Source organism: Arenibacter sp. S6351L (genome assembly GCF_023016025.1).
Classification (GTDB): domain Bacteria; phylum Bacteroidota; class Bacteroidia; order Flavobacteriales; family Flavobacteriaceae; genus Arenibacter; species Arenibacter algicola_B.
Window position 1 is genome coordinate 23,861 of record NZ_JALKBB010000003.1, and the last position, 14,199, is coordinate 38,059.

General features: G+C 35.3%; 9 protein-coding genes. 4 read left to right on the forward strand and 5 right to left on the reverse strand.

Features of this window, described 5'->3' with window-relative positions; genetic code table 11:
- The first annotated feature begins 96 nt into the window (after positions 1–96).
- The 3 genes from MWU82_RS03525 (at position 97) to MWU82_RS03535 (ending at position 6,098) form a co-directional block, all read left to right on the forward strand.
- Positions 97–1,182, forward strand: coding sequence for a Fic/DOC family N-terminal domain-containing protein (locus MWU82_RS03525; RefSeq protein WP_247095246.1), 1,086 nt, complete (start codon positions 97–99; stop codon positions 1,180–1,182).
- Between the two features lie 265 nt (positions 1,183–1,447).
- Positions 1,448–4,624, forward strand: a complete 3,177-nt coding sequence (locus MWU82_RS03530; protein ID WP_247095247.1) for an N-6 DNA methylase — start codon at positions 1,448–1,450, stop codon at positions 4,622–4,624.
- Entirely contained in the window at positions 4,596–6,098 is a 1,503-nt protein-coding gene (locus MWU82_RS03535; RefSeq protein ID WP_247095248.1) for a hypothetical protein, read from the forward strand. Before MWU82_RS03530 ends, MWU82_RS03535 begins: the two co-directional genes overlap by 29 nt.
- A 147-nt stretch (positions 6,099–6,245) precedes the next feature.
- Here MWU82_RS03535 and MWU82_RS03540 read toward each other — a convergent pair whose 3' ends face one another.
- The 5 genes from MWU82_RS03540 to MWU82_RS03560 all read right to left on the reverse strand — a co-directional run bounded on the left by MWU82_RS03540 (position 6,246) and on the right by MWU82_RS03560 (position 13,077).
- Complete coding sequence (locus tag MWU82_RS03540; protein WP_247095249.1) at positions 6,246–6,644, reverse strand: hypothetical protein; 399 nt, start codon at positions 6,642–6,644, stop codon at positions 6,246–6,248.
- A 21-nt stretch (positions 6,645–6,665) separates the two neighbouring features.
- Positions 6,666–9,191 (reverse strand): type IV secretory system conjugative DNA transfer family protein, encoded by a 2,526-nt coding sequence (locus tag MWU82_RS03545; protein ID WP_247095250.1) that lies wholly within the window; start codon positions 9,189–9,191, stop codon positions 6,666–6,668.
- 73 nt (positions 9,192–9,264) lie between these two features.
- Entirely contained in the window at positions 9,265–10,821 is a 1,557-nt protein-coding gene (locus MWU82_RS03550) for a DUF3991 domain-containing protein (RefSeq protein WP_247095251.1), read from the reverse strand.
- Positions 10,822–10,887: 66 nt separating this feature from the next.
- Entirely contained in the window at positions 10,888–11,730 is an 843-nt protein-coding gene (locus tag MWU82_RS03555) for a hypothetical protein (RefSeq protein ID WP_247095252.1), read from the reverse strand.
- Between the two features lie 123 nt (positions 11,731–11,853).
- On the reverse strand, positions 11,854–13,077 hold the full coding sequence (locus tag MWU82_RS03560; protein WP_247095253.1) for a hypothetical protein: 1,224 nt from the start codon (positions 13,075–13,077) through the stop codon (positions 11,854–11,856).
- Between the two features lie 62 nt (positions 13,078–13,139).
- Here MWU82_RS03560 and MWU82_RS03565 point away from each other — a divergent pair, with 62 nt between their 5' ends.
- Complete coding sequence (locus MWU82_RS03565; protein ID WP_247095254.1) at positions 13,140–13,979, forward strand: M23 family metallopeptidase; 840 nt, start codon at positions 13,140–13,142, stop codon at positions 13,977–13,979.
- The last annotated feature ends 220 nt before the right edge of the window (positions 13,980–14,199 follow it).

A 14,199-nucleotide genomic window follows, 5' to 3' on the forward strand; every position in this document is an offset into this window, starting at 1 on the left:
AGGAGTAGGTTTTACCTCTGTTGTTTAAACAAAGGTAATTTTTTGTTATATTTACCCTCGTTAATAAAACGCAAGTAATTATTACCCTTTTTCAAAATGGCAGCATTTAATAGAAATACACCCTACAATAATTTACCGTTATTACCACCAAAGACGGCATTGGAAACTACTAATGTCTTGCGAAAGACCATTGATGCCAGTAGGGCATTGGCACAGCTAAACGGTATGCTCACCAATTTGCCTAACCCTACGCTGTTTTTGGATACTATACATTTACAAGAAGCAAAAGCAAGTTCCGAAATAGAGAACATCATAACTACCAATGATGATCTGTACAAATCTATAGTGGCGGACAAAAAGTTTGATAACCCTGCAACGAAAGAGGTGATAAGCTATAAAGAAGCCCTTTGGAATGGTTTGCGCGATATAGAAAAGCGTCCTTTTATTAGTACCAATTTGTGTATTGAAATTGTTCAAAGTATTAAAAAGAATACCGCTGGCATCAGAACAACACCCGGAACGGCTTTAAAAAATGCCAAAGGTGAAACTATCTACACACCACCTACAGGCGAAAATGTGATACGAGAGAAATTGGCAAACCTCGAAACCTTTGTTAATGGTGAAGATGCAATAGATCCATTAATCAAAATGGCTTTAATGCATTATCAATTTGAAGCCATTCACCCCTTCAATGATGGTAATGGGAGAACAGGGCGTATTTTATTGTTACTCTACTTAAAACTTGAAAAATTGCTGGATACACCTGCTATTTATTTAAGTGAGTATATTATAAAAAATAAGGCTCACTATTATAACAAATTACGTGAGGTTACCGAAAATAATGCATGGGAATCGTGGATATTATATATGCTCGATATGGTAGAATATACTGCAAAAAAGGGATTACAGCGTTTAAAGGACGTAACCGATTTAATGCAAATAATGACCACTGAAATTAAAGAAACCTTGCCAAAAGTATATACTAAAGAGCTTGTAGAAATATTATTTAGATTGCCATATACTAAAAGACAATTTTTGATCGATGCCAAATTAGGAACACCCAAAACTGTTGGTAATTATCTAATAGCATTGGAAGAAGCTGGGTTTTTAATATCTGAAAAAGTAGGTAAAGAAAAATTATATCTCAACCATAGGTTAATGGCTGTTTTAGAGGCATCCTAGGTGTCTAAAATCGTTTAAGGAAATGAAACGTATAATTGATATTTATAGAATTTTATGAAAGCCCATTTGTTGAAGATTCACCTCAAAACCGCAATCTAGAGGGAATACAAAAAGGTGACATTTAGAAAAACTGATATTGGTTGGACACATTGTCATAAATAAAATAGAATTTTGTAAAAAAGACTATTAGCATATAGGTACTTAAAGTGTTAATGCTAATTAAGTTTTACTATTTTAGAGGCTTAATAATACTTCAAGATAGTTAATGGCATTATTCCAAACATCCGTACTTAAATCACATCTCGCTTTACTTAACGAAGCAGCAGTCGATAAAGCATATAAAAAGTATCAAAAATACTTCTGGAACACCGCGATACAGGAAAATATCAAAAGTGCAAAAGAAGAACAATATCAAACGACATTTCTTAATGAATTATTCGTTAATATTTTAGGCTATACCTTATTTCCTAACCCTAACTCAAACCTGACCACAGAGTTTAAAAACGAAAAGAATGCACGCAAGGCAGACGGTGCAATTCTAAAAAATGGAAGTGCTATTGGAGTTATTGAATTAAAAGGCACCAATACAAAGGACCTAGAAAGCATCCGTAAACAAGCGTTCGATTATAAAGCTAATCAAAAAGGATGTGTCTATGTAATCACATCCAATTTTGAAAAGCTACGCTTTTATATCAACGATGCCATAGAGTTTGAAGAGTTTGATTTGTTCGCACTTTCACAGGACAGATTTAAACTACTGTATTTATGTTTACATATTGATAGCATTCTTAATAACACTTCACTTAAAATTAAGGAAGCATCTGTTGTTAAAGAAGAGGAAATCACTAAATCTTTTTATAAGGATTATTCAATTTTCAAGCGTGAACTATACCGTGATTTAGTTAAAAGGAATGCTAAAAGTGTAAAAATCAGGTTAGGGGCAATTGAAGGTATAGAAAATCAAGAAGATGTTACACGTCTAGAGAAGAATGTAAAATTAACCTTGTTCAAAAAGTCCCAAAAACTTATAGACCGTTTCCTGTTTGTATTTTTTGCAGAAGATAGAATGTTGTTACCCTCTAATTCTACGCTTCAGATATTAAATAAGTGGAAAGATGATTGGGATTTCGGCGATGAACGTCCTTTGTACAATCTTTTTAAGCAGTATTTCAATTTTCTGGACATAGGGCGCAGGGGAACAGAAAAACGGGCGGAAATCTACGCTTACAACGGCGGGCTGTTTAAACCGGATAACCTTCTTGATGCACTGGAAATCGACAATCACCTTTTGTACAAATACACAACCAAATTATCTAATTATGATTTTGAAAGTCAGGTAGATGTCAATATACTTGGGCACATTTTTGAAAATTCTCTGAATGAAATTGAAAGTGTTAACGCTGAGATAGAGGGTGATAATTTTGATAAACAGACTAGCAAGCGTAAAAAAGATGGTGTTTTCTATACACCAAAGTATATTACCAAATACATTGTAGAAAATACAGTTGGTAAACTTTGTGAAGAAAAGAAAATTGAGTTAAACTTCCACGAAGAAGAATATTTTAAAGGTCGTAAGAATCGTAATAAAACTACCATCGAAAGGCTTGTCATAATTCTTGATGAATATCGAGATTGGTTGTTACAACTGACAATTTGTGATCCTGCTTGTGGTTCTGGTGCGTTTTTAAACCAAGCTCTTGATTTTTTGATTAAGGAACATATCTATATTGATGAACTAAAAACCAAAATTTTAGGTGGTGGTTTGCAGTTTCCAGATATTGAAAACACCATTCTTGAAAATAATATCTACGGAGTAGACCTTAATGAAGAAAGTGTGGAAATCGCCAAACTATCTCTTTGGCTTCGTACAGCTCAACCAAGGCGAAAACTAAACGATTTAAGTAGTAATATTAAATGTGGAAATAGTCTGATCGATGATAATAAAGTTGCTGGTAATAAGGCTTTTAAATGGGAAACTCAGTTTCCCGATATTTTTACAAATGGAGGTTTTGATGTTGTTATTGGGAATCCGCCTTACGTACGTGCAGATGCACCTGGTAATGAACCGAAATTAAGAGATTTTCTCGTGAACAGCTCAAAGTTCAGAACGTTATCTGGAAAGTGGGATCTTTATATCCCTTTCATTGAGCTATCTCATTTAATTACAAAACCCAAAGGACTTATTTCTTTAATAATTCCCGACGCCTATTGTCATTCTGAATATTCGAAGTCATCGCTAAACACTTTTACTGATAATAATTCTCTTTTTGCAATTGACTATTTTCCTGATATAAATGTATTTCCAAACGTTGGAGTGCATAGTGTTATAGTTACTTTTATAAAAAATCAGACTTCCATAAATTACTATAAACATATTCATAATTCGAATAAGGAGGTATCAACAGTTAGATATACGAAATACCCAATAAGCTTTCGTTATGATTTTAAAGAATCCTTTTTAACAAATTCGAATCTAAGGGAAATATCTGATCTCTTTTATATTTCTAAAGGAATAGTAGGAAACAGTGATGAAAAAAAATTTAAAGGTGAATTTAAGGTTGGAGATTTAATTTCAGAGAATCAGAATGAGCTTTATTGCCGATTATATTATGAAGGAAAGAATATTTTAAAATGGGTTTTGGATGAAGAGCGATTTATAGAGTACAATACAGAAAGGTCACCAAGTAAATGGAGTAGAAAAGGATTTTCCGAGCTATTTACAACCCGTAAAATAGTTGCTATGCGGAGTCCTGGGCAAAATCCAAGATCTTTTATAGATAATAATCATGGGTTTTTTAATGAAAGTGCTATAGGCTTTGTGCGTTGGTGTGATTTAAAGAATGTGGAAAACAATTCTATTTCTCAGCAATATGAAGATAACCGGGACAAAAAAGAATTCATTTCCGAAAAGTACAGCCTCGAAGAATGTCTTGCGTATTTCAACTCTAAATTATTTAAATATGAACTTAACGCCAATAGAAGAAGTAATATTCATATTTACCCAGATGACTGGCGTAATCTAAAAATTCCATACTCAAATAGCGTTGAGCTGAAAAATATTGCAATCGATGCTATTAAATTTTCCTCCTTGTTTCATAAGGCATCTACCTCGTTTTTAAAATACCTCAAGTCAAAATATGAACTTGAAAAAACATCCAGAAAGCTCGAAAGTTGGCACGAATTGAACTTTGGAAACTTCATCAAAGAACTCAACAAAGCCATCAAAAGCACGAACAAGATAAGAGTGAATGAAAACCTGAAACCTGTCTCTGAATTAACCAAAAAAGATGAATTTGAATGGATGCAAATTTTTGAGGAGAACAAGAAGAAAGCACAAGAACTTCAAACCCAAATAAACGATACAGAAAAAGAAATAGATAAGATGGTCTATGAGTTGTATGGGTTAACAGAGGATGAAATTAGTATTATTGAGAATAGTTAGATTCTCCCAAAGGAGATCAATAATAATTATTAAAATGACTCGAGTATATTTAGATAGCAACATTTTCAGATATTTAAAGGAAGTTGAAAGATATCCTTTATTCAAGAAATTGATTTCCTCAAAAGATGATTTAATCTACTACTATTCATTTGCTCATTTATCAGATTTATCAAGAGATAAAAGTGAAAAAAAGTTTGAAGATCTTCTTTTTATGGAGCAAATAGTTGATACAAATTTTCTTAACCTTTATCCAGACGAAGAATTTGTTAATTCCCAAATTGCCACTCCATTGGAAGCATATAATAGTTGTGACTTTTCATCAATTAATGAAGTTTTAAATTTTCCAGAATTAATTAAGGAAATGAAGATTAGGGACGGCGATTCTCCTGAAATCAAATTAGCTAAGAAAAATTTTGAAACAATATTACATGTGCCACTAGAATCTCTTGGATTTCCAAATTTAACTGATATCATAGGGGATGACAACCCAGTCAAAAAACTATTGCCCAAACTTCCAGAAAATGGAACTCTTCAAGATTTAATTCAAGGGATGCTAAACTCCTTTAACGATTTAATTGAAGATCCGTCTATTTGGAGGGAGTTCAGGAGTTTTTCTATTCAATATTTGGGTCTTCAAAAGTTTGACCTAGATATAAATAGCGTGGATTTCAATAATCTATTAAAAGACACCCCAATACAAAAAACTTTTTTAGAGTTTGTTGAGGATACTTTCAAGCACAACAAAGATCTAGAAAAGCAAAGGCAGTTTAATTTTTTTATTAACGCTTATAATTGCTTGAACCTACTTGGCTTGGACAAAGAGAGAAATAAGAAAGTGGTTTTTTCTAGTTTTCAAAACGATGCTCAGCATGCCTTCTATGCTTCTCACTGTGATTATTTAGTTTCAAATGATGAACAGCTTTTAATTAAAGCCAGAATATTGTATGAGTTATTTAATATTGAAACAAGGGTTTTGAATTTTATTGAGTTTGAAACTTTAATTAATCAAAATAAAAAGAAAGAATATAATTTTAAATTATTTCAAGAACAATTACTTGATCTTTTTAATAGTGGGGAGGTTGTAAATGATTTTAATACTGAAGAACAGAATAAAAGAGTTATTGTGTATAGGCTGAAATATAAATTCTTTGGATTTTTTAATTACCTAAACCTCGTAATAAAAAATGAAGAAAATCCTGTTTTCATTTTTTACAATGAATCAAACAATTATTCAAGATTTATGTCATTCATTGAGTTTTCTAAGGTTACCAATAAAATAATCTCACTATTGGGCCCAGACAATTATTCTCAAGAACAATTCACAGAAGAGGATAAAAAATTAATAATCGAAAATAACTGGCAGGGGAGGGCTTGGAGGTTTCAAAATGATTCTTATTATTTAAATATTAATGATTCTGAGAAAAAATTTGTTTTTTATTATATTCCAGATCATAAGATATCTGTGCCCACTTAAATCTTGACCAGTAATTAACAAACGGAATTGTAATAAGGAAAAACCCAACCCCTAAATAAATTCAGATTGGGCAACACTGAACTCAAAAAATCAATGGTAGTTTAAATCACCATTGGGCCTTTGTGCCAACTTTTAGAATCATTCTATTTAAATCTTCTTCTTAAACTCCGTAAGGGCGGTGACAATAGCAGATTCCAACTCCTTGTATTCCTCTTGTACATCGGTCTGGTACACTACATTCTCCCCAATATTGCCCTTAGGAATAAACTCGTTATCCTCCGTAAGAATCCACGCTGGATTATACCCTAGCGAGTAATAATATAAAACCAATTTTATAGTGGTCAAGGAAATGGCCCCACGTTCTACATTGACCAAGGTATTATAGTCCATATCAAAACGTTCGGTTATCGATTTAATGGAAAACTCGCTGGAACGTTTATTGCCGGTATCCTTTTCGATAAGCTCTTCGCGAATCATTCTTAATCGTTCGCTGATGTATGCGAAATCCTCAGTAGAGGCTCTCATCATCTCCTCAATATCTTTCATATTTTTAATTTTAAATATAGATTATTCCTTATACATTTCTATAGGATAACTTGACAATAAGGTTTCCAAACTTTCCAAAGAATCAGTAAATATGTCTGTTTGAGTAACCGCCGAAACGCTCTCAAAAGTAGGTGTTTCATATTGCCTGCGAAAGGCATCTGCCAACTCTCTATTGGATTTACTGCGGTATTTCTTCATAAAATCTTTTGCAATGACCTCGTCCTTTTCCAAGGATGCCGCTATTTTATCGCCAATTTTGTGTTCGTCAAAAATAGCCAACTTTGGTTTATTTCCAGTACAATGAACATATTCCCGTTCAACAAGCTCATTGATATCTTTGATCACCTTCAGAAAATTATCGTCCAAAATCCTATTTATTTCCTGGTCTATATACATGCGATCTACCAGCTTGGCAATATAGTGCTGTACATTTTCTATAGGGTCGGAATGATTCTTTGTCAATTCCTCCAACTTTTGTAGATGGTCGAACAATTTTAGCTCATGGGCCAAAGGGACAAATTGCATTTGCTTTATATGATTATCGTATTGATCTTGTGCAAACTTCTTAATGTAAGTCGTATAAAAGTGCAAATAATTCGTTTGACCAAAATCGAGGTTCCGTACAACATCAAAATAGTCAAGGCTGTGTATCAGTTTCATCTTGGAATCCACTAGTTCCTGATGATTTGCACTTTTAAATTTGTTATGCACTGGTATTTCGTATTTCCCTTGAATTTTTTTGGATTCCATATTGGGTTTTAGCAACCCAAAACACAGTTTTTGTTCAATAGGGTTTTCAAAGGTATCTGCGACAATGCCCCCAAAATGGCCTGTAGACATACTAGTAATCTTGCTTTTTGGCAACAATTCCGAAAGAATGGTACTGAAATTTACAGTGGTGTCGTTGTTGGAAATTGCCTTGCTTTTTTTTCCTTGATGGATACGTCCAAATATCTCACTGATTCTTCGGGCCGTTTCCCCTTTTGCAGCTCCACTGAACACATTGGAGCAGTTGTCAAAGATGACCTCTGCCAGTTCCCTGCCATAGTCGGCAATCAATTGTGTAATGCTTTGTATACCCAACACGGTGGCCACATAATGAGATCTTCCGGTATCGATTATCTTGCGAAGTCCCATAATGAAAACGGTTGGGAGTTCATCCAGGATAAGACCCAAAGGCCTACAGCCAGGTTTATTTACCACTTGCAAAACCTTATTAATGTAGAGGCCTATTGGAGCGGCATAGATTTCGGAACGGTCGGGATTATTTTGAATACAGACTATTTTAGGTTTTTGAGGATTATTGATGTCCAATCGAAAATCGTTACCGGTCATAATATAATAGATTTCCTTGCTTGCCAGCATGGAAAGTGATATTTGGGCGCTTGCGGTCTGACCGGCCAACTGCTGACCCGCTTGCCGCTCCATGGCATCCTTGAAAGGAATCATCAGACTGCGGACTTCTACTTCCCTCATCATAATTTCCAACAAGTATTCGATATTTATGGTAGATAACGTTATGACATGGGGCAAAGTGCAGATATTCTCACCCGTCTCCTCGGATTTTTTCTTCAAGTACCAGATCAGCCCCGAAACAAAACTAATGGCACTTTTGGAAAAGAAATCACTGCGCTTTATCCAATCTTTGTTCAGATTTTTCATGATAATTGTAGCAGCATCTGCGGCATCGGTCTGGTTTCGCATTAAATATGGGTCGATAGGGTTACAGCGATGCGATTTTTCTATATTGTCAAAACTCAAGGTATAAAACTCGGGTAGTTTGGATTTTTCTTGGACATCGTTTGTGCGCTCCTTTTTTCTTCGCCAATAGTTGTAGGCAACCTTACTAAGCGTATCGAACTTAAAATCATAAATCAATAGTGTAAAGTTCTTTTCTATCATTTGCTCTATAATCTCTTCGATAAGCGCGAAGGATTTTCCACTACCTGGTGTGCCTATGACCAACAAGGCCCGGAATAAATTGACAAAATTTATCCACCCTTTTCGCAGTTGCCCTTGATATTGGTATTCATAGGGAATGTTTACGGAATACTCTGTATCTATGCGTTCTTCCATCTGCCGGAACGTTTCGTTCCGATCGTTAAAAGGGTCATCCTCGGCATCATTGACAAAGTCCATCACTTGGAAAATATGTACCGAACCAGAAACAGAAAACAGGAAACCGATATTATATAAAATCAAAGAGCACCAGAGCAAACTGATTTGGGAAGGTTTAAAATATCCTGTTATAAATAACAGTACACAGCCAATTCCAAAATACGTTAGGCCGGTCAAAAATGATTTGCCCTCCTTTTTTCTGGGATTATATAGCATTACCGAACCTAAAATGAACATCAATAACATTGTTCTTCCGGGTAAGGGTTCTTGCAAAGGCTTAAATCGAATAAGGAAATCATGTATGATTTGTGAAAGTTGTGAATCACATTCCAGATATTGCACGATCGGGTAATAGGAAATAAAGCCTATAATAGCAAAAAAGGTTACCGAAAGTAGCATGGCCGAGAATGCCAGATTCTTGTCGTTCATTATGAAATTAAGGTGTTATAATTTACTTAGTATAGATTGCCCTTTATTTCTTCTATTATGGGGCTCATGAGTGTCATTCTATCGAGTTTTGTAAGTTATTGTTCTTCTCTATTCTGTCATTCCTTTTTTCAGAAGCAAGGGTGGCTTTTTTCTTTAAATGTGCGCTAATTTCATTTAAGGGAATGGTATAGCTAAATTTCAATCCAAAATCGCATTCCACACTTTGGTTGTTTATGGCCTTTATGATGCCATGATTAGGGCCGCCCTCAGGGCCTTTTGTTGTTCTCAATTCAATTTGATCCCCTATGTTCATAAAATCAGCGCTTACATTCTCCATTTTGATATATTTGGCCTTCTTCGAATCCATAAGGTCATCGTTCCAATCCTTGCCTTTTGATTTATGGACAGTGGCCCGGAACGGTAGCTGAAAATCGGTAATGGTTTCTATCAAGGATTTGAACAGATTTTTTCCTTCTTCAAGCTGATCGTTATTTATGATTTCTGGTAAGGAAAATTTCAATACAATCTTGTCTTTATATCTTACCCATTTAACCGAGCAGAGCATAGGTTTGTCCCCTCCTAGTGGGGATGATAATTTTTCCTCCAGCAAGGTGATAGGATTGGTCAGTTGATCCGCGACTTTTGAAGTGTTGTTAAAAGTTAGGCTTACATTTCCATGGCTATATGAACTTTCCAAATATACATTTGGATTAAAGCGGTTGATAAGGCTAGTAAATAACTTTATGTCAAACTCGAAACCTTTGACATCATTGTCCATTATGGATACCATGGACACCGTATTTGTTTTTAGGTAAGGTTCGATTAGCTGACCGAAGAACTCTAACTTTTTTTGATAGACGTTGCCACTAAAGGATACATAAAAATTATCTGGACCACCATGTAGTTCATGGTAGGAGAGGAGGTCTATCCCGCTTTCCGCTACTATAATTTTTGAAGGATGCTTGATGGGGTTGGAATAAAACAGGAAATGATCTTTTTGGTTCAAGACTAGACGAAACTTCTTAATTCTATTCTCCCTACTGCTCCTAAATGATTTGTTGTAAAGGATATAATTTTGGGGATGGTCGTTCAAATCGTACTTTGGAAAGGCAATATTGGCGAACTGATAGCCATTTTCCACAGTGGGATACGCATTATAAATACGGCCCTTAAATATAGGGCTGTTTAAAGTTGTCTTGGAAATACCCCGTTGTAGCCTTAGATAATTGGAGTTTCGCAATGGAACGATATTAAAATTTTCCTCCAAGGATTTCCTTACTACCTTGGAACTTCGAACTTTCATAGGGGTATTTTCCATATAACCAAGCCCATTCACTATTTCGAGACCGGCCTGAACGGCTTTATAAAAATTAATGTTACGCTTCATCAAGTACATAAAGAAAAGCCCTTTGTCCTGGGAATCATTTCGGTTAAAATAGGTTACGGGTTCCCTGGCCATTTGTAGAACAATGCGATCATTGTCGTTCTTAAATTCCATGGAACCTGCACTTTTTTTTATCAATTTGTACCCATTTTGATGTAGGTGCATCGGAAAATTGGCCTCAGTATTGATTTTTGAAATCAATCTTTTATAATATTCAGGGTCATCTAGGTAGTTAGGACTTTGCATAGGAAGGATGTAAAATGGCCGACATGCTTGGCGTGTCGGCCATTTGCTTGAATTAGTATAAATGAGTTACATGCTTATGGCGTTTTTAGGCTGTTTCTTTTTTTTTTCGCCGTCAATGGTTTTGTTCTCCTTGGCCTCTTTATCCAAAACATTGGTTTTGTCCAAATTTTTGTAAAGAAAACGTTGGTTTTTAGCACTCCATCGAACCATATAGGTCAAAGGTCCTTTTTGTGTCTTTCGAATGGTGATCTTCACTTCTTCCCCTTTGTTCAAAATATCTGCCTGTTGCTTGGTCAATATTTGTCCCAGAACATACATATTTGCTGACACAGCCGGTTTTGTACGGATATCGTTCAGTTTTGGCTCGTAATAGGCCAGTTTTTGGAACGTATCGCCGCTCAAGGAAGTGCCAGTAAACTGAATGGTCTTGCCTTCTTGTACCATGGCACGGTATTCATCCTTGGTAAATTGATATTGAAAGGCATTGGCATCTTCAAGTTTAACCTGTTCCTTACGTTTGATCTGTACATCCAGTCTGGATCCGTAAGTGGAGTTGTATAGCATTTGGACCATCTTGACAGTTTCCTTTAATTTGCCGTCGTTGATGTACGTTGTCTCGATCAACTGCTCCTTACCTTCTAGAATTGACTCTTGAATGTTGGGTTCCAACTTCTCAAAACTTATGTAAGCGCCTTCCAAACGACTTTTTACATCGGCCTCGGCAAATTGTTGGTCCTTGTTTTTTTGGACTTCCACATTTCTGCTGTCCTTCAACATTTCAAAGGATGGATTATTACCGGCTTTTATTTTGAAGGTTTTATCGTCTATGGATATTGCTTCGGCCTTTTGCCAAACCTGATTGACATTGACGAATACTTTTTGAATCGTGTTTTCTACTTGATTTTCCATTTTTGAGTGATTTTTAATTGTTACGGAATTTGAATTTGTTACTTTTGAATAACTTTCAAATCAGGAGTGATTTGTGAGTTACGGAATTTGAAGGAAAGAGGGCGGGAGCGCCCTTTTTCCATTTTATAGTGCGATTCTATATTCTTTCAAATGCACCTCCTTCCCTTCATTAACTTGGTTTTGGGTATTTTCCCATTCAGTATACCAATTGTCAGACTTAGGCTTTAGAATATCTATCGTCTTGTTCAGATAGTTTTTGTAATACGACCAGACCAATAATTTAATGGCGTTGGATTCAATGGGCAAACGAACTTTAATGTCTTCATTATCCTTGGAAACCAGAATACTGTATTTGTTCAGCCTGTTTTGGTCGATGATTTTATTGAACTTCAAAAAGCTTTGGGCCAAGTTTTGGTTAAAGCGTCTGGTATGGTCGTAGAAGCGGGAGAAAGATTTTTCCTTTCCCATGGGGAAGCGTAATAGCATATCCCTATCGGTCAAGGTCAAATTAAAATCGGAATCATTTGTATATGATATAAAATGGAGGTCTCGCAAATAGCCCTCTATTTTTTTATTTCCCGTGAAGCTTAAAAAGAGTTTGTCCACTTTCGTTAGCCTTTGTATCTGGAAAAGTATATCGGTCGTCTGGGAATTTATCGCTCCCAATGCCATGTATACTACATTTTTTAATTGGAATTTTTTATGGAATGCCAAAGCCTCCTTAGGATCTTTAAAAAGAAAAAGGCCCTCTATTCTCTTTGGAATATTGGAGTACCAAAGAGAGTGTTTTATAGCTGACTCTTTGTAAGGAACTACTTCTTTGTCCGTATCTAGGAAATATCCGCAGACCTCGTTCTGCAGATTATACAAAGGAAATAGCGGACCACCTTCATGATTTTGGAAAACACGCCCCGAAAAGGGAATAGAGCTTTCCACACCATGATATAGGTCTTTGGAAGTATCTTCGAAAGGTGACCTGTAATATAGAAAGTGATTAAAATCCTTTGGTACTATTTTAAGAGTGGATTCCGGGTTATTGGCTATTAGAAGGGTAATGGTTTCCAATACTTTATTATATAGGTTATCTACCTTATCCCATATCAGTTCCTTGCCAATGCCTTCAACCTTTGATCCATGCTCAGTAATCAGGTCAGATGCGGATAGTTTTTCCTGTGGCCGTTGCACCTTATAATAAAAATATCCTTTTTCAGTATTTATGATCACATAGTGCTCACCGCCCTTTTTGAATATATGGTGGCTATTTTCGGTTTGTACTAGTTGGAACCCCAAATGTTCAAAGAGTTTTGGAAGGTGTATTAGGTGGTCTTCTATAAGCCAGTTGTTCATCTTGTTTAGAAATATTTGCTTATTTGTATTTAAATAATAACTTTGTGTATAAATACAAATATATGATTTTTTTCGAACCCACAACTTATTGGAGGAAAAAATTGAACATCACCAAACCGGATACGGATAAAACCTGGGGTAGGAGAGAGCTAGCTTATTTCCTTTTTCTAATTCTCATGTGCCTGTTCTATATAATATGGCACAGTGCGGATATTTCAACACAACGACTTAAGGACAACGCAATAACAATGGACCTGTATGAAGAACGCCTTCAAATTAATTTAGAATCTACATTAAAGGATTCGGTCCTTGTAGAAAGGGAACGTAATGATTTGCTAATGGCAATTGAAGAACGAATAGTTGCATTTTTATACCAAATTCCTGATTTTTCCTATATTGGTTCTTTAGAGACATACCTAAAATACCGACCTCAGTTGTTAGAGCAATTTCCATCTGCAGTTCCGTTAGAGAAAGGCAACTATTCTGTTACGAGCAACTATGGCATTCGCATCCATCCAATTTCTGAAAAAAAGAAAGAACACTATGGAATCGATTTGGCCACCGCGAGTGGAAAATATGTTTATGCATCGGCATCAGGTACCATTAAGGATATCTTATATTCCAAAAAAGGCTACGGTACACATATTATCATTAAACATCGCTTCGGTTTTGAAACTTTATATGGACATCTAAATAAGGTGCTTGTCCAAAAAGGTCAAAGGGTAAAACAACATGAAATCATTGGTACGGTGGGTAGTACTGGAAGCTCCACTGGAAACCATCTACACTATGAGATACTGAAGAACATGCTACAAATAGACCCAAAACTTTCATTCAATCTAAAGAAGAATATTTATAGCCATTTAATTAAATCAAACACCATCAAAGATGGAGTGGAGTAAAAGAAAGTGGTGGATTCAATATTCTAAATTTAAGTATAGTTATACACCTAAAAAAAAGTATTAAGGGGTCTACTCCTAAAATCGTATTTTTTGAATATAAAATAACAGATGTTAGAATCAGATATTACCTAGTGCCCAACTGGTTTTTTTGTAGATAGGGGAAAAACGACTGGATAGCTTCTAAGCAATTTTCAAAGGAGTGGCAAAGGGATTGGTGTAT